Raw genomic sequence first — 23,994 nt, 5'->3', positions numbered from 1 at the left:
CCGGATCTGTGCCGCCACGCCGTAATCGGCGAGCCGATCCGAGGTGTGGTAGTGCGATTAGCCGAGCTAATCCTCCGGCTCGCGCAATACCATATGCAGCGCACTGTCCGCGGTGCCAGAAGTGGCAATCTTCGCGCCATTCCTGACATATCAGGAAACGGTGGCGGGGTCGCCGGCCAGCAGCCTGGCCACCAGTTCACCGGTGGCCGACTCGACCCTGGCAGCGAACCGCTCGCCGGCCAGGTCGTTGCCGGTCACGTACACCGACGACGAGATCACGTCGGCCTTCAGGTAGGTGAGCAGTGGGCGGAGGGTGAAGTCGAGGCAGAGCCCGTGCCGGGCAGAGCCTCCCGTCGCGGCGATCAGCACCGGCTTGCCCTGCAGCGCGCCGAACGGCAGCAGGTCGACGAACATCTTCAGCAGACCCGAGTACGACGAGTTGAGAATCGGCGTCAGGAGGATCATCCCGTCGGCGCCCGCGGCCGCGGCGATCAGGTCCTGCAGCGCGGCCGAGGGCACCCCGGTCACCAGCGAATGAGTGAGGTCGGCGCCGACATCAGCAATTCGTAGATCTCGGTCGCGATCCGATCGTCGGGAATCCGGCCCCGCCCCGAAACGGTCTTGGCCAGGTGCTCGGCCAGAAGTCGGGTGTTCGACGGTCTGCCAACGCCGGAAGTCACGACAACAACCTCGTAGCGGCGTTCGCTCGCAGTCTTCATCCGGCGGTGACTCCTTACCGCGCCTCGGCGCATAGCCCGCTCAGTGGGTCGGCCCAGCAAATTCTGCCTGTCCGGCCGACCCCCTGCCGATTCCCCGGCGCGCCAACCTGGTTCGAGATTCAGTCGGCCGCCGGTTCATTCCTCGTCGATCAGTTGCCAGTTTCGGCGTGGGAGGAGGCGGATCAGGAGGTACGTGGCGGCCGCGCCGGCCAGGAAGCCGGGGATGGTCCAGCGCCAGCCGAGGAGCGGTTTCTGTTCTGTTTTGAGGACTGTGGTGGTGGGGGTGTCGTCTACTGCGGCGACCTCGGCCGGGGTTTGCGGCGCAGCGGGAAGGAGGGTCGGCCCGCCGACCACGTCGTTGTGGCCTTTGCCGTGGAGGAGGCCCAGGCCGACCAGGAGCTTGACGAGTTTCACGTCGTCGGTGGCGCGGTGCCAGATCGGCTTGCCGGGGAGTTCGCCGGTGCTGAGGTCCGATTGGGTGGTGGCGATCCAGGGGCCGCCCGGCGCGTCGGGGTAGATGATGTCGAGCCGCCAGGGCGTCATGTCGTGGATCAGCCAGGTCGCGCGGACGAAGGTGCCGCTGGAGTGCTCCACCCCGTCGTCGGCGCCTTTGGGCTCGGCGTCGAGCAGCATCTGCAATTCGGAGTAGGTCTTGTCCTCGTAGCCGGTGGCAACGACTTTGCCGTTGTCGGGTGAGCTCAGCAGCACGCTGGTCGGGCCACCCGCGTGCGCCGGGAGGGTGCCCGCACCTGCGACACCCAGGACGAGCAGTAGGACGGTACGGCGTACCCAGTGCTTCATGGCGGTCTCCTCAGTCGACTGCCCTTGATACACCGCTACCTGTCGGCTGGTTCCCGCATCACCGGGCCAGCTCGACCGCGCGGTCCTTCTCCGGCACACCCTCGAGGCGGAACGTCACGCCGTCCCGCACCCAGACCAGTGTCGGCCCAGCCACCCGGACTGTCTGCTCGACACCGGTCTTCTTCTGCAGGACGAGTTCGTGCGGCGTACTGAACCAGAAGCCGTCGATCTCCTGCACGTACTCCGGCCCCATGTAGAACTTCTTGAGGTACATGGGCGACGGCTCGGCCAGGAACTGCTCCAGCCGCACTACCCCGGTCCTGGTCGTCCAGCTCATCGCCACAAACCCAGCAGACGCCTGGACGTGCGCCGGCGTCCCCAATGCTTTGGGAACCACCGGTGCGAATCCAGCAACCCTGGCAGCCTCAGCCACCGTCAGCTGCCCGGTGGCCGCAGGAGGTTGAGGGGCACTCGTCGGACCTCTGGGGACCTGTACCGCCTCCACTCCCCCGATGTTGAGCCACTCGGCCACTGCGGCGCGCACTGGCGGCGTCACCAGCGCACCGGCCAGCAACACGGCCAGTAGAGCCAGCAGGGAACGCCAGCGACTCCGGAGGGCCTCGCCGAAGGTACGGCGTACAGGTGGCTCTGCGATTCGCTCGAGCACCTTGGCGGCCAGCCCGTCCGCAACGGGAGGCACTGCGGCGCTACGGCCGAGCGTACGGAGCTCCTCTTCCAATGACGTCATCGCTGCACCTCCCTGTCAGGTAGTTGCGTCCGTAGTCGCCCCAGAGCCCGATGCAGCCGAGACTTCACGGTCCCGCGCGGCCAACCCAGCACGGTGGCCGTCTCCTGCTCATCCAGCTCCAACAGGTACCGGCACGTCACCACTAGCCGGTACTGCTCAGGCAGACCCCGTACTGCCGCCAGCAATTCAGCACTGCGCTCAGCCGAGGCCGCCTGGTCCGCCGGGTCGAGCACCGCGTCCGGCAGCACCGCCAACTCCTCGCGCCTAGCCCTACGCCCGCGCGACCGCTGCAGATTGCGCGTCTCGTTGGCAACGATCCTCAGCAACCAGGGCCGGAACGCGGCGTCCTCCCGGAAGCTCCCCAGCGCCCGGAACGCCTTGACGAACGACTCCTGCACGACATCGTCCGCCTCCGACCCAGCGCCCAGAAACACCGCCGTCCGCTTCGCCACCGACGCATGCATCACCACCAACTCGCCGTACGCGGCAATCTCCCCACCACGCACCCGAGCCAGAATCTCCGCCTCACCCGACCCGCTGATCCCGCCTCCCATCAACTACCTACGCCCTCACTACACCTCCGCCGGGCCATTGGTTCCAGTTCCTACTGGCGGGGTTTGACTCGTTTGGTTGGGGGTGCCGTCAGGGGGTCTTCGGGCCAGGGGTGGCGGGGGTAGCGGGCTCGGAGGTCGGCGCGGACCTGGGGGTAGCCCTGGACCCAGAAGGACGCGAGGTCGCTGGTGATCGCGACCGGGCGTCTGGCGGGTGAGAGCAGATGCAGAACTACCGGGACGCGGCCGTCCGCGACAACTGGGGTTGTCGTCCAGCCGAAGACCTCTTGCAGTTTGACGGCGAGCACCGGCGGCTCGACACCGTCGTACGCGAGCCGCACCTGGGACCCCGACGGCACCTGGATCCGCTCCGGCGCAAGCTCTCCGAAGCGGGTCGCAGCCGGCCAAGGCAGCAGCCGTTTCAGCCCCGACGCCACATCGAGCTGGGCAAGATCCTTTGCGCCCCGCACCGACGACAGCTCAAGCCAGTCGTCAAGGTTCGCCAGCAACGCCGCATCATCAACCGCCGGCCACGGCTCGCCAAGATGCGCATGACAGAACGCCAGCCGCTCCCGCAACGAAACCGCCGCCTCGGACCACCGCAGTACGCCGAGCCCGCCCTTCCTCAGCCCATCGCGAACAGCCGCCTGCACCAGCAACGGATCCGGCTTCGCCAACGGCACGTCGCTGAGCACAATCGCCCCCAGCGTCTCCACCCGCCGCGTCACCACCCGCCCGTCCTCCCACCGAATCACCTCAGTGGAAGTAACCAGCTCCCCCGCAACCTCCCGAGCCGTCCCCTCATCAAGAGGCGCCGCCAGCCGAATCCGCGCATCCGCCTTGCCCGGCGCCCGATCCGCCACCGCGATCGCCAACCACCGAGTACTCCGCAACGGCGATTGCGGATCCAGCGCCGCCCCGGTACCACCCGACATCTGGTAAGACGCCGAATCCGCCTCCCGAGCCCGAGCAATCCGATCCGGATAAGCCAGCCCCACCACGATCCCGGCCGCCAGGTCATCACGTACCGCCGAAGGCCCGCCGATCGCCCGGCCTGCCGCCGACCGCCCGGCTGGTCCGGCCGCAATGCCACCAGCCGGTCGGGACCCGACTTCGGCAGCACTCCCCGCGGATTCTGTGCCGCGGCTCAGTCGTTTCACCTCTTCTCGCCAGCGCGAGGTGGCAGCTCGGTCGGTGCCTTGGCGGAGGGAGCGCCAGCGGGCGGGGAGGTCGTCGGTGAAGTCGCGGGCGGAATCGTCGGAGAGCATCGCGACGATCTCGCGAGCCCGTTCGGCGCCGACCCGCGACGTACCGTCCAGCAACGCGCGAGCCAACCGCGGATGCGCGCCGATCACCGCCATCTGCCGCCCGCGCGAAGTGATCCGTCCGTTCTCATCGATCGCATCCAGCCGCCGCAACAGCTCGGTCGCCGCAATCATCGCCACCACCGGCGGCGCCTCCAGCAACCTCAGACCAGCGCCACCCGGCGCACCCCAAGCCGCAAGATCCAAAGCAAACCCGGCCAGATCAGCAGTGGCGATCTCCGGCGCGGGATGATCATCGAGATGCGAGTGATCGGTCGCCGACCAACACCGATAGACCCGCCCAGGCGCCTCCCGCCCAGCCCGCCCCGCCCGCTGATCCGCCGACGACTTCGAGACCCGGCAAGTGACCAACGCCCCCAACCCACGCGACTGATCCGTCCGTGGCTCCCGAGCCAGCCCCGAATCGACAACAACCCGAACCCCCGGCACCGTCAGCGAACTCTCCGCCACCGACGTGGTAACCACCACCCGCCGCCCAACCCCCGGCGTCAACGCCCTCTCCTGCTCAGCCCGAGACTGCCGCCCGAACAACGGCAACACGTTCTGATCACCCAACCGGCGCACCACCCCGTTGATCTCGGCCTCCCCCGGCACGAACACGAGGATGTCCCCCTCGTTCTCACCCAACGCCCGCCGTACCACCGCCGCAACGTGATCCAGCAACCGCGGATCCACCCGCCCGCCAGGCAGAACCGGCACCGCCACCGGAGGCGGCACCCACTCCACCTCCACCCCGAACATCACCGCCGAAGCAGTAACCACCGACGCCGCGCCACCCAGGCCATCACCCAGTACGCCGCTCAGCCGGACCGTCTCCGCCGTCGCCGACGTCGCGACGATCGCCAGCTCCTCGCGCAGATTCGTCCGGACATCGACGCACAACGCCAGCAGCAGATCCGCATCAAGATGCCGCTCATGGCACTCGTCGATGACGATCGCGGCAACCCCAGGCAGGTCCGGATTCTGCTGCAACCGCCGTACCAGCAGCCCGGTCGTCACCACCTCCACCCTCAGGTCGCGACCACCACTTCGCTCACCACGCATCGCATACCCGACTCGGCGCCCAAGCGGCTCACCCACCAGCATCGCCAACCGACTGGCGGCAGCCCGCGTCGCTATCCTCCGAGGCTCGGCGACAACCACCACACCGTCCAGCGCATCGGCGAGCGCCAGCGGCAGCAACGACGTCTTCCCCGATCCGGGCGGCGCCACCAACACCGCAGTACCGTGCCGGCGTACCGCCTCGACAGTCGCAGGCAGCACCGTACGGACAGGCAGGTCGGCCCCAGGCACCGACGGATCAGGCAGCAGCACACCGCCGACGCTAGCCGACCGCCTGCGCCCACCGACGGCCGAGCGCACCGGCGGGGCGTTAAGGTCGAACTCGTGCCTGAAGTCGATGCTTCCTTCCTGACCCTCCCCCGACACGAACTGGCCGATGCCGCGTTGCAGCGGGCCAAGGATCTGGGGGCCACCTTTGCCGAGTTCCGGTTGGAGCGGATCCGGTCCGAGTCGATCAACGTGCGGGACGGAGTCCTCGAGAGCGCTCGCGACGACGAGGATCTCGGCCTCGCCGTGCGGGTGATCCACGACGGGACCTGGGGTTTCGCCGCCGGCGTCGCGCTGACGATCGACGAGGCCGTCCGGGTCGCCGAGCAGGCCGTTCACCTGGCGCAGATCTCCCGCCCGATCAACTCCGAGCCGATCGAGCTGGCCGACGAGCCGATCTACGACGACGTCACCTGGACCTCGGCGTACGAGATCGACCCGTTGGGCCTTCCGCGGGCCGAGAAAGTCGCTCTGCTCGTTGACTGGAGCAACCGACTGCTCCAGCACGACGCCGTCACCCACGTGACCGCGCACGTCTCCTCCGTCAACGAGTGCAAGTTCTACGCGAACTCCGAAGGCACCTCCACCACGCAGCAGCGCGTCCGGATCGGCCCGAAGGTCCGGGCGACGGCAGTGGACGCTGAGACCGGCCGGTTCGACACCATGGCCAGCTGTGCACCACCTGCCGGCCGCGGCTGGGAGTACATGACCGGTACCGGCTGGAACTGGGATGAGGAGCTCGCCCAGCTCCCCGGCTGGCTGGCCGACAAGATGAGCGCCCCGAGCGTCGAGGCCGGCAACTACGACCTGGTGATCGACCCGACCAACCTGTGGCTCACCATCCACGAGTCGATCGGCCATGCGACCGAGCTGGACCGCGCACTCGGCTACGAGGCCAACTACGCCGGTACGAGCTTCGCCACCCTCGACAAGCTGGGCAGCCTCAAGTACGGCTCGCCCGTCATGCAAGTCACCGGCGACCGCACCCAGGTGAACGGCCTGTCCACCGTCGGGTACGACGACGAGGGCGTGGCCGGCCAGCAGTGGGACCTGGTCAAGGACGGGGTCCTGGTCGGGTACCAGGTCGACCGCCGGATGGCGAAGGTCAACGAGGACGTACTGGGCACCGACCGCTCCAACGGCTGCGCATACGCCGACTCCTCCGGGCACATCCCCATCCAGCGGATGGCCAACGTGTCCCTGCAGCCCGCTGTGGACGGCCCCTCGACCGAGGAGCTGATCAGCAGGGTCAAGAACGGCATCTACATCGTCGGTGACAAGTCCTGGTCGATCGACATGCAGCGGTACAACTTCCAGTTCACCGGTCAGCGGTTCTTCAAGATCACCGACGGCAAGCTGGACGGCCAGCTGCGCGATGTCGCCTACCAGGCCACCACGACCGAGTTCTGGGGCTCCATGGAGGCAGTGGGCGGCCCCGAGACGTATGTGCTCGGCGGCGCCCTCAACTGCGGCAAGGCCCAGCCCTCGCAGTCCGGCGCGGTCACCCACGGCTGCCCGTCAGCCTTGTTCCGCGACGTCCGCATTCTCAACACCACGCAGGAGGCCGGCCGGTGACGTCCCCGATTCAGCTCAGCCCGCAGGACACCATCGAGCGCGGCCTGCACCTCGCCGCGGCCGCAGGGGCATCGGGTTGCGTAGTACTGGTCTCTGAAACCTCCAGTGCCAACCTGCGCTGGGCCAACAACACACTGACCACCAACGGCGTCATGCGCGGCTCCCGGGTCACCGTGATCGCCACTGTCGGCGCAGGCGAGGGCACTGCGGCCGGGGTAGTCGGGCGCTCGTCTGTTACCGACGTGAGCCTGCAGGACCTCGTCTCAGCCGCTGTCGCCGCTGCACGCGAGTCCAGCCCGGCCGAAGACGCCAGACCGCTAGTAGAGGGCACTGTCGGCGAGGGCTGGGGCGAGGAGCCCGACGAGACCTCCGTCAACGTGTACGCCGACTTCGCACCAGCACTCGGCGAGACCCTCGCCCGGGCCACCAAGGAGAGCCGCTGGCTCTACGGCTTCGCCGACCACGAGGTAGTCACCCTGTACGTCGGTTCGTCCACCGGACTCCGGTTGCGACAGAGCCTCCCCCGGGGATTCGTCTCGGCCACAGGCAAGTCAGGCGACCTGAGCCAGTCCGCCTGGGCCGGCGCAGCCACCCGCGACTTCCGCGACATCGACGCGCTCGCGATCGACGTCGAACTCACCCGCCGGCTCGGCTGGGCGACCCGTACCGTCTCCGTCGAGGCCGGCCGGCACCCGACCGTCCTTCCGCCCGCAGCGGTCGCCGACCTGACGACCTTTCTCTTCTGGGAGCTCGACGGCCGCGACGCCTACGAAGGCCGCAGCGTCTTCTCCAAGCCCTCCGGCGGCACCCGGCTCGGCGAGACGCTGTTCCCGCAGCCCGTCGCCCTGCACTCGGACCCTCAGCTGGCCGGGCTCGAGACGTTGCCGTTCGCAGTCGCCCGGGCGTCAGGCGGCTCATCGAGCGTCTTCGACAACGGACTGGCTCTCGGCCCAACCGATTGGATCCGCGGCGGCAAGCTCGAGAACCTGATGCAGAGCCGCTTCACCGCGGACCTCACGGGTGCACCCGCGGTCACCCCGGCGATCGAGAACTACGTGCTCTCCGTCGACGGCGCCTCCGGTAGTACCGAAGACCTCGTTGCCGGACTCGAACGCGGCCTGCTGGTCACGTCGCTGTGGTACATCCGCCCGGTCGACCAGCAGACGCTGCTGCTCACCGGCCTGACCCGCGACGGCGTCTACCTGGTGGAGAACGGCGAGGTGACCGGTGCCGTGAACAACTTCCGCTTCAACGAGAGCCCGGTCGACGTGCTCGCCCGCTTCACGGCGGCTGGTGCGACCGTACCGACCTTTTCCCGCGAGTGGGGCGACGACTTCTCCCGCACGGCGACCCCGCCGCTGCTGGTCCCCGACTTCAACATGTCCAGCGTCAGCCAAGCGTCCTGACCGACGCCAGAGGCCCGGCACCCCGTACTACGGGTGCCGGGCCTCTGTCTTGCGTCAGGCAGTCAGGCGATCAGGCCTGGGGCGCCGGCGGGTAGCCCGGGTAACCCGGCTCGCCCCCGCCACCGGGGGTGCCGAAGCGCTCTGCGGCCTTCGGGTCCGGACCGTACTGATTGTCGCCCGCGTTGCCTTCCTGGATGTAGAACACCAGGAGGATGATCCAGCCGATGACGATGGCGAAGATCAGGAACAGCCAGTAGCCCGAGCGGCCGGTGTCGTGCAGGCGCCGTGCGGCGACCGCGAGCGACGGGATCAAGATCGCCAGGCTGAAGATCGAGGCGAGCAGTCCGCTTCCGGTGCCGTTGGTGGTGCCGAGAATCCTGTCGATGACGTTCAGCACGATGCTGATGATCCAGCTGAAGAGCACGAACATCCAGAACTCTTGCCGGCGCGCCCGCCCACTGAACTCCGCGTACTTCTTGATGACGTCGGTAAACCAATGCATGTGCTGACTCCGTAGCTTGAAGGTAAGACGCGGACCGAGCCTGTCGGTACCCACTAGGTTCGTCAATGCAAGGTTTCGCTTCGGTGACCAGATCGCAACACGGCACGCCGTAGTTCGAGTCAACTTGAGATCAACGGAGCCGGTTTCGCCTGGGTGACCCGCCACAGCCGGCGGCCGTTCTCCTCGTACGGATCGGCGCCGCCGAGCTCCCAGCGGTCGGCCAGTTCGTGCACCAGGTCGAGGTCGAAGAACCGGCCGGCGAACCCGTCTTTTGCATACAGTCCGTCGCCGATCTCGGCGCACTTGCCGAAACGGCTGTCATCGGTCGACCACACGGTGTAAACGAAAAGCCCGCCAGGGCGTAGTACCCGGCGGATCTCGTTGACCAGGGTGCGGAGTTCGGTGCGCGAGAAAGCCATGTTCAGCAGGACATTCGCGTACACCGCGCCGACCGTCGCGTCGGCCGGTGGCAGCGGATCGCGGACGTCGTGCAACGCCGCCGTGACCCGGTCGTCCAGCCCTTCCCGCTGCGCGTCCAGCCGCAGCCGGTGCAGCGCCGACTCGCTGAAGTCGGTGGCATGCACGCTGAATCCCTGCCTGGCAAGGTAGAACGCATCCCGCCCCTGCCCGGCGCCCAGCTCCAGCACGTCATCGATGCCCGCGGCACCGAACAACTTCGCCGTCCACCGCGCAGCCGCCGAGGCCTCCGCGCCATGAAGGCTCGGATGCTGCTCGTACGCCGCCTGCCATCGCTCTTGCTGAGCCCTCGCGAGCTCCACATACCCAGTCTTCATCTTGCTCCCCGTGTTCGCCTCGCCAGTCTTTTCCGAACCAGCAGACCCCAGCACCCTACGCGACGAAGTGAGTAGACGTACTCAAGCGCCCACGCGTTCCCCCTGGCGATAGTGAGGTGAACGATCGAGGAGGACGCCAGATGAACACCCACGCCACTGACATCCAGTGCCCCGTCTGCCACACCCAGCTCCACCTGGACGTCCGGGTGGCCACGCCACCGCCGGTAGTACAGCCAAGCGCCTATCCCCCGATCTCCACCGCCCGGCCAGTACCTCCGCCACCGCCGGCAGTCCCGGCGCCTGTCCACAAACTCCCAGGTCAGCAAGGCCCTCTGCTCCCGCCACCCCCGCCGCCACCACTGCCGAAGCCGCGCCGGGCACCTCGCCCGCGCAGGCGATTGAGCCCGCAGGCAACGCTGCTCAGCCTCGGCGTACTCCTCCTGCTCGCCGCCGGCGTCACCTTCCTCGCCGTGACCTGGGACAGCCTCGCCGTCTCGGTCCAGGCCTCGATCATCGCCACTCTCGCCGCCATCTCCTTGACAGCTTCCGTCCCGGCCGCCCGCCACAAACTCGCCGGTACCGCCGAGGCGCTCGCCATCCTCGGCAGCGGCCTGCTCACCGTCGACCTGTACGGCGCCCGCGCGCTCGGCCTGATCGGCCCCGACACCATGGACGGCCGCACCTACTTCGGCCTGGCCGCAGCGGTAGTTGCCGTGACCAACCTCTTGATGTCACGCATCGCGCCTAGCGTGATCACGTACGGTGTCGCCGCCGTGATCATCGGCCAACTCCCGCTGCCCTTCCTGCTGGCCGACCGCATCGCACTGGCCCCCTTCCTGCTCGGCCTGCTCATCCAGGTCGCGATCACTCTGTACTGGACGTCGAAGGGCACCAAGATCGTCCGCGTCACCGGCGCGATCTGCTCCGCCGTCGTCTTCTGGGGCGTGATGATCACCGGCTCTGTCCGCATCCTCATCAGCCTGGTCGCCCACCACTCACTCCAATCCCGCCCAGACCTCAACGACTTCGTCGACGGCTCCGCGACCGCTCTCTCCCCAGTCCTCGCCACAACAGCCGTCATCTGCCTGTCGGCCTTGGTGGGCATCGTCCTACTCCGCAAGGTCCCGCTCCCCCGTGCCCTTCCGCCAGCCCTCGGCGAATCAGCCTGTACTGCGGCTGCGGCGTTCGCCCTAGCCACGTGCCTTCCCCAACTCCCCACCACCGGCCGCTGGCTCGACACCGCCCTGGCCACAGCCCTCGCCCTAGCAGCCCTCCTGATGCCCACGCGGACCGGCGTACGGGTCACCATGCTCTGGGCCGCGGCAGCGGTTGTTGCCGCAGTCAACTTCTTCGTCTGCGCCGCCCTCGACGACCTCGTGCAACTCGGCCTCATCTCCACAACCGTCGCAGCACTGACTCTCGTCGCCACATGGCGCAACCGCCTGCAACCCGCACCCGCCGCGATCACCGCCAGCTTCGCCACCCAACTAGCGATCGTCCTGATCACCTACGACGGCCTCTTCACCCTCTGGACCGGAGCAATCCTCCTAGCCGTAACAGGCGCAATCTCAATCGCCACCGCCTGCCTCGTCCCCCACCAAAGCTCTCAACTGGAGCGCTCACTGCTCTGGCCCGCAACCTGCGCAGTCGCCATCGCAGAGTTCATCGCCCTGATCGACACCAGCCCCACCATCACCGGCATCGTCCTCACCATCGCCGCCGCCCCCTTAGTTGCCTACGGCACCCGCCCAGCCCGCCGCCAGGCCCTACTAATCGCCGGCGCCCTACTAACCTTCGCCAACACCGCTTTCATCCTGGGATCCGGCGCCACCACCCTCGAATGGTTCACCCTCCCCCCAGCCGCGGTATTCCTCGCCATCGGCATCTACGCCTACCGCACCCAACCCAGCTGGATCTACCTAGGCCCTGGCCTCCTGCTAGGCCTCGTCCCCTCAGCTCTAGTTGCCAACAGCAACAACGACTACCTCCGCACCACCTTCGTAGTAGCCGCCGCCGTAACGATCATCCTCATCGGCACCCGCTACTCCCTCCAGGCCCCCTTCATCATCGGCGCCACCGTCCTCCTCAAAATCGCCCTCTGGCAATTCCTCCAGGTAGCCCCCCTGATCCCCCGCTGGATCACGCTAGCCACCGCCGGCCTGATCCTCCTCACAGTCGGCGCCACCTACGAACGCCGCCTACAAAACGCCAAACAAGCCGCCCGCTGGCTAACCGCCCTGCGCTGATGCCCAACTTCGTCCGGCGACAGCGGTTTGGGGCTTCGCAGGGAACGCATAATGACAGCAGGTAGTGAAGTAGGGACGGAGACGAGTGGGGGCACTGAGTCACGGGGAATGGGAGCCACCCAGCGCGCCGATTCTGACGCACGCGCTGGAGAAGATCCGGGCGCGCGACGGACTGACCCTCGCGCGATTGCAGGACGACCGCAGCCAGGCCGTCGTGCCCCTGCTCCGGCTGAACGCCAGCCGGCGTTTCGCCGACGTGCACAAGGTCGATCTGTCCGCGGCAGCGCACGCGGTCATCTGTCAATGTGTCCTCGAGACGATCGACGGCACGCACCGGATCGTCGCTGATGCGATCCTCGCGCTGGGGCTGTTCTCGGCGCAGTACCTCGCGCACGGCGTCGACGACCGCATCGTCCAGGCCCTTCATGCCGGCTCGCTGGGCATCCGCAGGAGCACGCTGCTGGCCAACTGGGCGCGCCTGCACGACTCGCTGGGCCTGCCCGCCACGGAGGCTCCCAGCGACCGTACTCTGCGCGGCACGACGGAGAGCGAAGTACTCCGTGAACTGGCCCGGCAGTTGATCCGCCGCGAGGTGAACTCGGTCGGCTCGCGCAATGTCGTCGCGTCGCCCTCGGATGACGCGACGGCCAATCCCGAGCCGAAAGGACGCGTGATCGTCGTCGGCGGCGCGGTCATGGACGCGACCTTCCGCACCAAGTCGCTCCCCCAGAGCGAGACCTCGAGCGAGGCCTACGGATTCGATCTCTCACCCGGCGGCAAAGGTGTGTCGCAGGCCGTGGCAGCCGCTCGCCTGGGCCTGGAGGTCTCCCTGATCGCCGCCGTGGCCGACGACCGTTTCGGCCAGGAGATCATCCATTATCTGCACGACGAAGGCGTCAACACCTCGTTGCTGAAGATCGCCCGCCAGGCGCGAACGCCGTTCACCGGCGTCATCGAAATGGAGCTCGGCGACAGCATCGCGGTGAACTGGCGAAATTCGACGGAGATCAGACTCGAGATTCGCGATGTGGAGCGGCTCTCCCAGGAGCTGACCGACTGCGACGCGGTCCTGGTGACGTTCGAGATTCCCCGGGAAACAGTGCAACGGACCCTTGAACTGGTCCACACCGCCGACCACGATCGTCCACTGGTCATCGTCACTCCGGGGCAGCCCTATCCGGAGGACGACATCTCCCGGCATTCACTGGCTCATATCGACTACATGGTGGCCCACGCCTGGGAACTCGGTCGCTATTCACCACCCGGCCAGGAAAGATTCGATCCGGATCCGGTGGCGCGCCACCTGCTCGCCTACGGCGTCGAAACCCTCTGCATCCCCGGGAACGGCGGTTGCACGATCTACTCGGACACCGACCTCCAGACCTTCAGCGTCCCCAGCTTCCCCTCGATCTACAAGGAGTCGTCCGCCGCCCGCGACGCCTTCTGCGCGGCCCTCGCCGCCCAGCTGATCGACAACGACGGCATCTTCACCGAACAGCAAGCCATGTGGGCAACAGCCGCAATGGCCTGCGCCACCGCCGACTTCCCCCTCTCCAACTCGATGCCCGACCGCCGCCGAGTCGAATCCCTCCTCAGCCGCTCCCGGTTCACTCTCAGGCCACAACCGGGCAACTGAGACGAGTCAGCGGTGCAGCCGGTGCTGGAGACCTGCGGGAACGACCTCCGTCTCGCCTTTGAGCCGGCAACAGAAGATCATCGAATCGAGCAACTGGGTCCTGCTCAGCCCGAAATCCCCGCCGTGCATCGACCGTAATTCAGCCACGTTCGTCGTGGCGAATTCAGTCCGCAACTGACGCGGACTGACATATCTCCCGCGATAATACAGATACGGCCGCGGCCTGATCGTCATCCATCGATTCCAGTTCGCCGCAAGATAGCTGGCTCCGGTGAATCCGAGATTGGGATCGACCGCAGTGGTCAGCAGTTGCAGATCAGGTCTTCTCCGCCGGATATCACTCCGGACCCTGGCCAGCAGATAAGAGATCGCATTGGCCGGGGCCACGTCGAACGAATAGACCCGGGAGATATCCCAGACGGTATCCATCGCTATCTCGAACCGACTGGCGATATGCCGCCCGACACGACGCCACTCCAGCGGCGACACGCTGCAGAGGCTGACCGGCCGGCCGTAGAGGGGATCGACCAGGGCGTAGTTGAGCGCTCCGGGACGGGCGCTGCGCAGATAGTGGAGGTGAGTGAAGATCTCCTCCGCGTTGTCGCGGTTGTAGTCCGCGACGAACCGCAGATCCTGCAGCTCGAAGCGACCCTCCGGCATCAGCCGCTCGACCTTCGCCTGATCGTCCACCAACTCTTGCAGCTGGGTGGCGATCTCAGCTCGCACCTGGGCCCAGGTCAACTGACCATCGAGCCTGGCGACGCGCGGCAGATGCAACAGGGTCCGGACGGCCAGCGCCCGCGGCTCGACCGCCCGCTTGCCGGCGGCAACTCGCACCAGCCGGACGAACTCGGAACCGTGCTCGCGGCAATCGTCGAGCAAGACACCTCGGCGCGGACGCACACTGCGCTCCGCGGGCCGCGAATCGACCGCCGGCCCCGGGGGATTGCCAATCACTCAGAGCGCCTGCCTGTCCGTCTGGTAGCGAGATCGAGTAGCGCCCATGCGAACAGGCCGGGCCGGCACTCAGTATCACAGGGCTAAACCCTCGAGCCCGTCACCATCGAGTAACGATCTGGACGGAGAATGGTCACGGTCCGGTGCCGGTTGCCAATTGGCAACCTCCGGCGACCAACTGGAATCCTCTCCGGACCCCCGTCCGGGAAAGGCAGAATTCAGGCGACCGAACTGCAGGCGTTGGCATTCTGGTCTCCACCAAAACTTTGTCTTGACAGCCTTTTGACCTGCCGTTCACTGGAATCAACAGCAAACGAGACGGGGCACCGGGCCAATCTAACGCAGTGCCGGTGAAATGCAAGTATTCGAGGGCGTGAAACGGAAAAGAGGGTCGATCATGATGCACAACCAACTCCTCGTCATGCTAGTCGCACTCGCCGGCGCGGTACTCATCTTCTCGTTCTGGAAGCAGATCCTGCTCATCCTTCTGTTCGGGGTGGTGGTGATCTTCTGCCTCGGCGTCTACAACCTCACCGCAGCCGTCCTCTGAGCTGCCGGCGACCCGCCCGGGGAATCCTCGGGCGGGTGTTTTTCCGTAGGCTCGTCGAGTGACCGAAGACGCCGCGGACCTCAGCCTGGTCGAGATTCTCGACCAGTTGTCCGGTCACCACCTCTCGGCCCGGGAACTGGTCGCGGCCTGCCTTCGCCGGATCGAGAGATCGGAACCCACGGTCCGCGCGTTCGTCACAACGACACCCGAGTTGGCGATCGCCGCCGCCGAGCGCGCCGACTCTGCTCGCGCCAGACAGTCGCCCGTCGGCGCCCTGGCCGGAGTACCGGTAGCGGTCAAGGATCTCTTCCTCACCAGAGGAGTTCTGACCACGGCTGGAAGCAAGGTGTTCGCGGGCTTCTATCCCACCGAGGACGCGGCCGTCTGGGAACGGCTGGCGGCCGCTGGTGCCGGCTTGCTGGGCAAGACGACCACACACGAGTTCGCTTATGGCACCAGCTCTTCTCCGACGAGGAATCCTTGGGATCTCCGGAGGAGTCCCGGTGGTTCGTCGGGAGGATCTGCCGCGGCCCTCGCGACCCGGATGACTCCGGTGGCCACCGGGACCGACACTGGCGGGTCGCTGCGGATTCCTGCTGCGGCCTGCGGCTTGTCCACCCTGCGAAGCGGGATGGGAAGGGTGTCCCGGTACGGCGTGATCCCGTTGAGTCGTTCGTTCGATGTCAGCGGACCGATGGCCCGGCGAATGCTCGATGTGTCGTTGCTGATGCGAGTGCTGGCCGGCTACGACGCTCGCGATCCGGGAAGCAGAGAACTTGCTGTCCCCGAGTACCCGCTGGCTCCGGCGTCCGATCTGAGCGGCGTCCGGATCGGGCTGCCGGTGGAGATGTCGTGGAAGGAAGTGGACGAGCAGCTGGCCGACGTCTGCCGGGACGCGCTGCACGAGCTGGTGATTCGCGGCGCCGAGCTGGTGGAGATCGATACCCCGGCCCTCGCGGAAGAGGTTCTGCGAAACTCCGTCAACGTCTTCGACACGATTACCAGAGTCGAGGCGCTGGAGGTCCATGATCCGTTGCTGCCCCACAGTCATCTCTACACACCACAGGTGCTCGGGCGTCTTCAGATGGGCGAGGGCGTCAGCTCCGAGCGCTATGCCGAAGCTCACCGCCTCCGTGAGCAATGGGAGAGCAGTTGGCGGCAGATCATGGCCGACTACCGGCTGGACGCCATCGCCCACCCGACGCTCGATGCTCCTCCCCCGATCATCAGCTCGGCCGCCGAGCCCATCGGCCCGCGCATTCTGCTGTCCGTGCCCTGGTCGCTGGCCGGCTTCGCGGCTCTCAGCGTTCCGGCGGGCCTGGATGACCGCGGGCTACCAGTGGGTCTCTCACTGGCCGGCCTTCCTGAGCGTGAAGCCGAGCTGGTCGGATTGGGGGTCGTCATCGACGAAGAACTGCAGAGCTGGCGCAAGCAACCGCCGGCATCGCCCCGGGCGACCTCGCCGGACACCAGTCGCTGAGTACCGCGTCAGCGCTCGGATTGCAGGGCTTGTTTCAGGGCTGCGAGGCGGGTGTGGATTGGGTCGTATTGGAGTTGGAGGGGGGTTAGTCGGTGGTGGGGGCGGTAGTCGATTCGGTGGAGGGTTTGTAGGTCGTCGTGCCAGGCGTAGGTGACTGGGTGGGGGCGCAGGAGGGTTGATTGGTCGCTGGTGAGGTCTACTACCAGGCGGTCGTCGGCGTAGGTGACTTCTACCCAGGCGTGGTGCTCCAGGTCGAGTTGGCCGGGGGCGTCCATCGAGTAGAGGTCGCCGGTGCAGTAGGTGAGGTTTCGGACGTGGGCGGCGGCGAGGGTTTCTATCAGCCAGGCGGAGGTTACTGCGCATTGGCCGTGGGAGGGCATGACCTGGACGCCGGCGGGACTTCTGAAGGACTCGTGGATGGTGGCGTCGGACCAGGCGTCCTGGAGGCGTTTTCGGAGGCCTTGGAGGTCGTCGGTCCAGCGGGGGTACGAGCGGCTGTGGAGCGACGGGGTGGTGGACGTGACAGGGCGGCTGAGGCTGCCGGTGAACGACACTGTTCAGGACCTTCTGTGGGGTGTTGGACTGGCGCACGAGTGTGGCGCACGCCACAAAATATCCAACGAGGCGCTGGATCGCCAGTTACCACCCTCGCGCCGGTTTGATGCCCTCCAGTCCGTGCATCGGGTTCGGCATCCGCCCCGTAACCGGGATCGGGGGGCGGGTGTCGAGGTCGGTGTAGCCGAGGGTCAGCCGGTAGCCATTCAAGGGGTACCGGGCGAAGGTCTCGCCTAGTAGGGCCGTGGCTTCGAGGCGGTCCTGATACTGCGGATGCGCCCGGGCATACTCCTCGATCTCACCTCGAAGGATGCCCCAAAGTTGATCCGAGGCAATGAGGTTCATGTCTGCCAGAGGGTTGAGGACGCCTAGGAAGAGGGCGTCGACCAGGTACTGGCGGAGGATGTGCCAAGGCTTGCGGGGCAGGACGCGGTCGTGGGAGTCAGGTTCGGGGCCGCGGGCGGGGATCGGCTCCGTGGAGATGTTGACGTCGTCGATGAGGTCTTTGATGACCAGGCGGGCCGGGACACCGTCGGGGCCGCAGATGATGGAGAGGTTCTCGCCGTGGGGGTTCACGGTGATGCCGTAGTGGTGCATCAGGTGGAGCAGTGGGCGGATGAGGGTGGAGATGAGCTCGGCCAGCCACGCGGTGGGATCGCTGGAGCCGATCAGGGTTGCTATCAACGGTTCGCCGCTGACATCCCGGTGCAGTACTGCGGCCAGCGGCCAAGCCGTCTCGCCGGGGGCGATGGTCAGCGGGTCACGCCAGATGCAGCCGAGGGTTTCGGTCCACTGGTAGGGGACGCCGGTGGAGAGCTGCGGATGGTGGACGGTGACCGACGCGACTTCGCCGAGCAGTACGGTGCCGAGGCGGTTGAAGACCTCGTCGCGAGACCAGAGCCCGCGGAGCCACTGGGTGACCATGGGAGCGGCCAGTGAGCAGTGGGCGGGTATGCCCCGGTAGACGGAGGTGTTGAGGATCTTCAGCGGCAGCTTGACCTGATAGCGCTCAGGTTGGGAGAGGTTGGCCATCGTCCGGATGGACTGGGTCGGGAGGTAGTCGTCGGGCCCCTCCCCCAGGACGACGATCTCCCCGGTGGCCAGCTCTCGTGCCCACTGGGTCGCCACTACGTGATCGAGTTGCCACGGATGGCACGGGAGCCACACGTAAGAGTCCGGGTCGACCAGCCGCCCCCGGAAGGCCTCCAGAGCGTCCGGGCTCAACTCCCGGCCGACCACTGCATGCTCGGACAGCTCGGGAGTCCCCCGGAACTCGGCCAGGCCCCTTCTCACGGCCAGCCAGACCAAGCGGAGCGGAGTACGGGCCTCTGGGGTGTAGCGGAGGCTGTCGGCGGCTGAGAAGCCCAGCCGACCCTTGTTGGCCACCAGCAGCGGATGGCCGGTCAGGTGTCCCTCAAGGGCAGTGTGCGACAGGCCGACCAGCGATGCGTTGGGTACGGCCGTAGAGGCCATCCGTACGTCGGCAGCCAACGTGCTGGACAGTTCGGCCACATACCCAGCCACTGTGGACCCGGAGAGCCCGAGAGCCTCCGCCGCATCCACCAGGAACTGCACTGGGTCAGTGGCCTCCTCACTCTCGTCGTTGCCGAGGATGCCGGCCGCTGTACGGCGTACCGACCCGGGGACCACCTGGTAGCTGCCGAACCCACCACGTGTCGCAACAAACGTGTACGTAGCCGCACCGAACGACAAGCGATCACCATCAGGCTGCAGCAGATCCTCTGTGCAGAGCTGCGAGATCAACTTGGCCAGCAACGAGGACGAGCTCCCAGACCAGGTCATCCCGGGATGGCGAAGGTCGTGAACGCAGTGGACTTGGGCAGCCGGAAGATCTCCCTTCCGGCGACACTGTTGAGGATGGTGGCGTTGCGGATGGCGCCGATGCCCAGGTCCGGCGCCGCTACCCCGTGGCTGTGCAGGTCCGCGTTCGCAACGAACAGCCGACCGGTCAGCGGGTCATCCGTGCTGATGCTGTGATCCCTGTTCACCACCCACCGCCCAGCAGCATCCCTGTGCACTAGCGGGTCCAGCGCAGTGAAGAACGGCAGCGGACGGTTGCGGTAGCCAGTAGCGGCCACTACTGCGTCCGTCACGTGCTGGAAGGTACGCCCGCTGTCAGCGTGCCGCATTGTCAGCTCGATGCCGTCGGCGCGAGCAACCGCCGACTCCACGGCCACGCCCACCTGCAACTCCACAGGCGCTACCGCCGAAGCATTGAGATCGCGCTGGTAGAGCACGTCGTGGATCTCCTCCAAGGTGTCCGAGGAGATGCCCTTGTAGTGCCGCCACTGATCCTTGACCAGCCGATCACGCGTCGACTCCGCCAGCTCATGGAAGTAGTCCACGTACGACGGCGTAGTCATCTCCAGGACCAGCTTGGAGTAGTCCAGAGGCGTGTACGCCGCTGTGCGGGTCAGCCAGGCCACACCCGGTCCACCCTCTGCGTTGGCCCGCAGCAGGTCCAGCGCACACTCCGCACCCGACTGGCCGGATCCCACCACTGTCACGCGCCCAGCCCGCAGGAGGTCGTCCCGGCGGAACAGGTAGTCGGACGAGTGCAGGAACCGCTCCGCGGGCAAATCAGCAAGCGCAGCCGGTACTGCGGGCTCAGTGCCAACCCCCACCACCAGGTGCCGAGCCTTGAACACCTCTACCGTCCCAGCGCGCTCCACTGTCAGCACGAAGGCATCGCCGTCGAACACCACCTCCGACACGTGGTGCCCGAAGTGCAGCGAGTCCAGTTGCGCCGCACACCAGCGCAGGTAGGCCTCGTACTCCCGCCGCGTCGGGTGGAACTTCTCCCGCACGTAGAACTGGTAGAGCCGGTCGTTGTCCCGCAGGTACGACAGGAACGACAGCGGATGCGCCGGCTCTACCAGGCTGACCAGGTCGGCCATGAACGACACCTGCAGCATCGCATCGCCGAACATCAGCCCCCGGTGCCAGGTGAACTCGGGCCGGCTGTCCAGTACTGCCAGCCTCACCTCGTCCACGCCACTGGCCAGCGCGGCCAGCCCCAGATTGAACGGGCCACACCCGATCGCGATCACGTCGTACGGCTCGGTACTCATCTCAGGCCTCCACGGTCCGGGTGTGGACCATCAGTAGTGCTTTCTTCTCGGGTAGCTCCAGCTCCGCGTGGATGACGAAACCAGCTGCCTCGAATGCGCGGATGGAAGGAAGATTCGTGACATCTGGTTCGGCGACCACGCGCTGGCTCAGCGGGTCGGCCCGGAGCAGGGCCTCGGCCAGCGCCCGCAACAGCCGGCGCCCAAGTCCCCGGCCGAGCCGCTCGGCGTCGCCGATCGCCACATGGATGCCCCAGTCGCGCTCCTGCCAGGTGTAGTACTCCGCCAGCCGGTCGTGCCGGACCCGGTACAACTCGGCGTACGCGAAGTCCTCGCCGTCGACAGCAGTGAGGCAAGGGATCGAGTGCTCGCCGGCGAGCTGTTCCTCGATCGCCTGCGCCCACCGCTCGACCGACCAGTCCTGCTCCCACCACTTCTGGATGTGCGGCTTCGCCATCCACCAGGCGATGGTCGGGGCATCCGAAGACGCGGCGGGCCGCAGGTCGAAGCCACTGTCCAGGTGGAGCAGCGGCGCGACGTCACACCTCACTGCGCGCACCCAATCGCAGGGGATTCGGTATGTCCAGATAGACCGACTGCGCGTCCAGCGGAGCGACTACCTCGTCGATACCGCGCAGCCGGGTCATCATGTTCGCCTTGCAAGGCAACTGTTCAGCCGACAGCCAACGCTGCGCCAGCCGAGCCCCGTCAGGCCCAGCAGCTTTCAGGAAAGGCAGTGCCTCGGACAACCGGTCGCGGACGACCTCAAGCAACGCATCCTCATCAGCGAGCCCATCCACCGCCAGCGAGCCCACCACCGCGAGCGCCTGGTTGTGCAGCAGGTAGTACGTCAACCGGTCATCAACGATCGCGTCATCGACCACTGCCAGCGTGGAGTCACTCAACCCGGTCACGTCCAGCAGTCCCCGCAGGTACGACGACGCGAGGTAGTAGCCCTGGTTGTCGCGATAAGCGCCACCAGCAACCCGCCCTGCGTCATCCAGCCGGACCAGTGTGTTCTGCTGATGCGCCTCCAGCCCGATCCCCGTCTCGGCGTACAGGTGGAGCATCGGGACCAGTACTTCGTCCACGTACGACGCCACCCAGGCCTCTGCCCCGCCATCGCCATGCCCGGCGACAGCACTGCCCAGGCGACTGAGCTGCCCCGGCCGCGGCGCCACCAGCCCCGCCAGACACGCGTAGCTGTCAACACCAGCCGGTACCTCGCGCACAGCGACGTCCAGCCCCGTCAACAGCGGCCCACCCTCGTCCAGCGCGACCCACGCCGGGTCCCGGACTATGGAGAACCGGGGGTGCGCTGTCGCAGTACCGGCGTTGTAAGCAGCATCGAGAAGCCGGTTGATCTCCAGACCTCGGCGCAGCTCCGTCGGCGTCGACTCTCGGCGCGAGTTGGTGATGCGCAGTCCGAGCGACAGCTTGAGCATCACGGGCAGGTCTGGGTGGTAGACCGTGCGCAGGCTCGAGGTCGGGTACCACTGCGCACCCAGCGGCCCCAGCGGCTCCACCCGCCCGTCAGCGATTAGCGAAGCGACCCGTGGCCGCTTCAAGACGTCAGCGGCCTGCCACGGATGAGCAGGAACCAGCACCCGGCCAGACGGCGGCGTGATGCCGGCCAGCGCGGCCATCAGCTGCAGGGCGTCCAGTCCCTGCAGTGATGGCGCGCCGGCCACCTGGTCCGAGGACACCAGCTCGGCGTCCACTGCGAACCAGTGCACCGCGAAGCGGCCACCCAGCTCCGGCGAGTACGCCGCCAGCTCGGCACCGCTCAACCCGTCTCGACTCTTCGGAGCCGGATGGTTCAGGTGGCCGAACAGCAGGGCCTGCTCAGCCTCGAGGAAGCGCCCCGGGCCACGCTCATCGCTGTCGGCCACGAAGACCGTCACGTTGCGGACGGACTCCGCAGTACGGGCCGCGAGGTCGTCGACCTCGGCCGGGTCGGCATCGACCGACAGCAGCCGCACCAACTGCTCCGGGCTCACCACCGCGCCGTCGACCCGTACCTCGGCAAAGCTGTGCAGCCCAGTTCTCGACGCGTGCAGCACTGTCGCCGTCACTGTCGAAGGGCCGACCACCAGCGACAGTGGGCCGACCGAGACCGGCACAGAGGTCTCCCGCGTGTAGCACCGCAGGATCGCGTTGAGATGAGCTTCGACCGCCACTGTGCTGGGTGAGATCACGCTGCTCCTTCGCGAGGCAGGACGTCGTGACCGGTGGCCACGACCTGGTCGAGCAGTTCCTCGATGTCCGTCGCGGTGGCATTCGGGTTCAGCAGCGTCAACTTCAACGCGACCGCCGCCGGGCGGCCGCCACGGGCCGGGATCCTGGTCCGGCCGATCAGCACCCGTCCCGACGTCAGCAACCGGCGCCGGACCTCACCCTGGACAGCGTCCAGCTCGGCCGCCGCCAGCCCCTGCCCGGCGACCCGGAACAGCACCGTGGTCAGGGTCACCGGCGCCAGCAACTCGAGGTTGCTGTCGGCAACGACCCGGGCCGCGGCGGCATGCGCGAGCTCGTGACAGGTGTCGAGCATTCTGCCCAGTCCGGTCCGGCCGTATGCCGTCAGAGTGGTGGCGACTTTCACCGCGTCCGGCCGGCGGGTGGTCTGCAGGCTCCGGCCGAGCAGCCCGTCCAGCCCGGAGTCGATGTCGTCGGCCGGGTTCAGGTACTCCACCGAGCGGCCGAGCGACGCGAACCGCTCCCGGTCGGCGACGAGCAACATACTGGTCGCCGCCGGCTGCCAGCCGATCTTGTGCAGGTCCAGCGTCACCGAGTCGGCAGCCGGCAACTCAGCCAGCAGCGGCGCGAGCCGGTCCGAGAACAGCGCGCCGAACCCGTACGCCGCGTCGACGTGAACCCAGGCCCCGTGCTGTCTGGCCAGCGCGGCGATCTCCCCGATCGGGTCGATGGACCCGTAGTCCGTCGTACCGGCCGTGGCGACCACCGCGATCGGCGTGCGACCGGGCTTGTCCAGCTCGTCGGCCAGGATGTCCGCACGCATCCGGAAGTCACCGTCGGCCGGGATCGTGATGGCCGCGTCCTCCCCCAGACCGAGCGCCGCGCACGCCCGCTGGACGGAGAAGTGAGCGAGCTCCGAGCAGAACACGACCGGCTTCGCCAAGCCACCCAGGCCGTTTCGCCGTACGTCGATACCGCGCGCCGCAGCCGCATTGTCCCGGGCGATCAGCACCGCGAGCAGATTGGAGATCGACCCACCAGGCGTCAGCACACCATCGGCGGACGGCCCGAACCCGGCCATCGTCGCGAGCGCCCGGACCACCCAGCGCTCGATCTCCAGCGTCACCGGACCGGAGTCGTAGGTGTCCATCGATGCATTGCTCGCGGACGCCAGCGCATCCGCGTCGACGGCGACCTGCAGCACCGGCGGCTGCAGATGCGCGGCCGCATGCGGGTGACTGAGATCGATGCCGTCCCGATCGAGCAGACCGGCGATCAGGTCCAGCGCGGCGGACTCGCCGACCCCTGTCGACGGCACCCGCGGAGCACCCAATGTGTCCGCCGTCCGCTGCTGCACAGCAGCCGGAGTACCGGCCGGCAGCGGCCCCCGTTTACTGTCCCGAACGGTCGTTGCCAAGGGCCAGCGATGCAGCTCCACCACCCGCTGATCGCGATCGAAGGGACTATGGGGAGCGTCGAGGGACGACATCCAGCTTCTCCTGGGAAAGTTGTCGAGTAAGGCAGCCCTTACTTAG

At 67.2% G+C, this 23,994-nt stretch carries 21 protein-coding genes; 6 read left to right on the top strand and 15 right to left on the bottom strand.

The features are described 5' to 3' along the window. Positions 1 to 150 precede the first annotated feature (150 nt). From ABD116_RS30735 to hrpB, 6 genes are all read right to left on the bottom strand, one after another. Positions 151 to 528 (bottom strand): NAD(P)H-dependent oxidoreductase, encoded by a 378-nt coding sequence (locus tag ABD116_RS30735; protein ID WP_343978160.1) that lies wholly within the window; start codon positions 526 to 528, stop codon positions 151 to 153. Beyond that, a complete protein-coding gene (locus tag ABD116_RS30730) occupies positions 525 to 719 on the bottom strand; it encodes a hypothetical protein (RefSeq protein ID WP_343978157.1) in 195 nt (64 codons plus the stop codon). Before ABD116_RS30730 ends, ABD116_RS30735 begins: the two co-directional genes overlap by 4 nt. Before the next feature lie 135 nt (positions 720 to 854). Beyond that, positions 855 to 1,520 (bottom strand): hypothetical protein, encoded by a 666-nt coding sequence (locus tag ABD116_RS30725; protein WP_343978154.1) that lies wholly within the window; start codon positions 1,518 to 1,520, stop codon positions 855 to 857. A gap of 58 nt (positions 1,521 to 1,578) precedes the next feature. Beyond that, positions 1,579 to 2,268, bottom strand: a complete 690-nt coding sequence (locus ABD116_RS30720; protein WP_343978151.1) for a hypothetical protein — start codon at positions 2,266 to 2,268, stop codon at positions 1,579 to 1,581. Continuing rightward, on the bottom strand, positions 2,265 to 2,822 hold the full coding sequence (locus tag ABD116_RS30715; RefSeq protein ID WP_343978148.1) for an RNA polymerase sigma factor: 558 nt from the start codon (positions 2,820 to 2,822) through the stop codon (positions 2,265 to 2,267). Before ABD116_RS30715 ends, ABD116_RS30720 begins: the two co-directional genes overlap by 4 nt. 50 nt (positions 2,823 to 2,872) lie before the next feature. Then, positions 2,873 to 5,458, bottom strand: coding sequence for an ATP-dependent helicase HrpB (hrpB, locus tag ABD116_RS30710; protein WP_343978145.1), 2,586 nt, complete (start codon positions 5,456 to 5,458; stop codon positions 2,873 to 2,875). A gap of 72 nt (positions 5,459 to 5,530) precedes the next feature. Here hrpB and ABD116_RS30705 point away from each other — a divergent pair, with 72 nt between their 5' ends. Then, a complete protein-coding gene (locus ABD116_RS30705; RefSeq protein ID WP_343978142.1) occupies positions 5,531 to 7,048 on the top strand; it encodes a TldD/PmbA family protein in 1,518 nt (505 codons plus the stop codon). Then, on the top strand, positions 7,045 to 8,454 hold the full coding sequence (locus ABD116_RS30700; protein ID WP_343978139.1) for a metallopeptidase TldD-related protein: 1,410 nt from the start codon (positions 7,045 to 7,047) through the stop codon (positions 8,452 to 8,454). Before ABD116_RS30705 ends, ABD116_RS30700 begins: the two co-directional genes overlap by 4 nt. A 70-nt stretch (positions 8,455 to 8,524) precedes the next feature. On the opposite strand, the gene ABD116_RS30695 is transcribed toward ABD116_RS30700, so the two are convergent. Beyond that, positions 8,525 to 8,956, bottom strand: coding sequence for a DUF805 domain-containing protein (locus tag ABD116_RS30695; RefSeq protein WP_343978136.1), 432 nt, complete (start codon positions 8,954 to 8,956; stop codon positions 8,525 to 8,527). A 119-nt stretch (positions 8,957 to 9,075) separates the two neighbouring features. After that, positions 9,076 to 9,750, bottom strand: coding sequence for a class I SAM-dependent methyltransferase (locus ABD116_RS30690; protein ID WP_343978133.1), 675 nt, complete (start codon positions 9,748 to 9,750; stop codon positions 9,076 to 9,078). A gap of 398 nt (positions 9,751 to 10,148) precedes the next feature. On the opposite strand from ABD116_RS30690, the gene ABD116_RS30685 reads away from it, so the two are divergent. Further along, the gene (locus tag ABD116_RS30685; protein ID WP_343978130.1) at positions 10,149 to 11,996 is read left to right on the top strand and encodes an SCO7613 C-terminal domain-containing membrane protein; all 1,848 of its coding nucleotides are present in this window, start codon (positions 10,149 to 10,151) and stop codon (positions 11,994 to 11,996) included. A gap of 85 nt (positions 11,997 to 12,081) precedes the next feature. After that, the gene (locus ABD116_RS30680; protein ID WP_343978127.1) at positions 12,082 to 13,632 is read left to right on the top strand and encodes a PfkB family carbohydrate kinase; all 1,551 of its coding nucleotides are present in this window, start codon (positions 12,082 to 12,084) and stop codon (positions 13,630 to 13,632) included. Positions 13,633 to 13,638: 6 nt separating this feature from the next. Here the strand turns inward: ABD116_RS30680 and ABD116_RS30675 are convergent, their stop codons facing one another. Next, on the bottom strand, positions 13,639 to 14,535 hold the full coding sequence (locus ABD116_RS30675; RefSeq protein WP_343978124.1) for a Mom family adenine methylcarbamoylation protein: 897 nt from the start codon (positions 14,533 to 14,535) through the stop codon (positions 13,639 to 13,641). Positions 14,536 to 14,962: 427 nt separating this feature from the next. Between ABD116_RS30675 and ABD116_RS30670 the strand changes: the two genes are divergently transcribed. After that, entirely contained in the window at positions 14,963 to 15,139 is a 177-nt protein-coding gene (locus ABD116_RS30670; protein ID WP_343978121.1) for a hypothetical protein, read from the top strand. Between the two features lie 58 nt (positions 15,140 to 15,197). After that, the gene (locus ABD116_RS30665; RefSeq protein WP_343978118.1) at positions 15,198 to 16,619 is read left to right on the top strand and encodes an amidase; all 1,422 of its coding nucleotides are present in this window, start codon (positions 15,198 to 15,200) and stop codon (positions 16,617 to 16,619) included. Between the two features lie 8 nt (positions 16,620 to 16,627). Here ABD116_RS30665 and ABD116_RS30660 read toward each other — a convergent pair whose 3' ends face one another. The 6 genes from ABD116_RS30660 to ABD116_RS30635 all read right to left on the bottom strand — a co-directional run bounded on the left by ABD116_RS30660 (position 16,628) and on the right by ABD116_RS30635 (position 23,948). After that, the gene (locus tag ABD116_RS30660) at positions 16,628 to 17,173 is read right to left on the bottom strand and encodes a hypothetical protein (RefSeq protein ID WP_343978115.1); all 546 of its coding nucleotides are present in this window, start codon (positions 17,171 to 17,173) and stop codon (positions 16,628 to 16,630) included. A gap of 85 nt (positions 17,174 to 17,258) precedes the next feature. After that, on the bottom strand, positions 17,259 to 18,977 hold the full coding sequence (locus ABD116_RS30655; protein ID WP_343978112.1) for an IucA/IucC family protein: 1,719 nt from the start codon (positions 18,975 to 18,977) through the stop codon (positions 17,259 to 17,261). After that, complete coding sequence (locus tag ABD116_RS30650; RefSeq protein ID WP_343978109.1) at positions 18,974 to 20,266, bottom strand: lysine N(6)-hydroxylase/L-ornithine N(5)-oxygenase family protein; 1,293 nt, start codon at positions 20,264 to 20,266, stop codon at positions 18,974 to 18,976. Before ABD116_RS30650 ends, ABD116_RS30655 begins: the two co-directional genes overlap by 4 nt. 1 nt (position 20,267) lies before the next feature. After that, positions 20,268 to 20,813 (bottom strand): GNAT family N-acetyltransferase, encoded by a 546-nt coding sequence (locus ABD116_RS30645; RefSeq protein WP_343978106.1) that lies wholly within the window; start codon positions 20,811 to 20,813, stop codon positions 20,268 to 20,270. After that, positions 20,803 to 22,461, bottom strand: a complete 1,659-nt coding sequence (locus ABD116_RS30640; RefSeq protein WP_343978103.1) for an IucA/IucC family protein — start codon at positions 22,459 to 22,461, stop codon at positions 20,803 to 20,805. The genes ABD116_RS30645 and ABD116_RS30640 overlap by 11 nt, the downstream gene beginning before the upstream one ends. Beyond that, complete coding sequence (locus tag ABD116_RS30635) at positions 22,458 to 23,948, bottom strand: pyridoxal phosphate-dependent decarboxylase family protein (RefSeq protein ID WP_343978101.1); 1,491 nt, start codon at positions 23,946 to 23,948, stop codon at positions 22,458 to 22,460. Before ABD116_RS30635 ends, ABD116_RS30640 begins: the two co-directional genes overlap by 4 nt. Between the last annotated feature and the right edge of the window lie 46 nt (positions 23,949 to 23,994).

Origin of the sequence: Kribbella koreensis, assembly GCF_039525325.1 — a bacterium.
Lineage (GTDB): Bacteria > Actinomycetota > Actinomycetes > Propionibacteriales > Kribbellaceae > Kribbella > Kribbella koreensis.
Note: the sequence above shows the minus strand (reverse complement) of the source record. Positions and strands in the feature narration are given on the sequence as shown.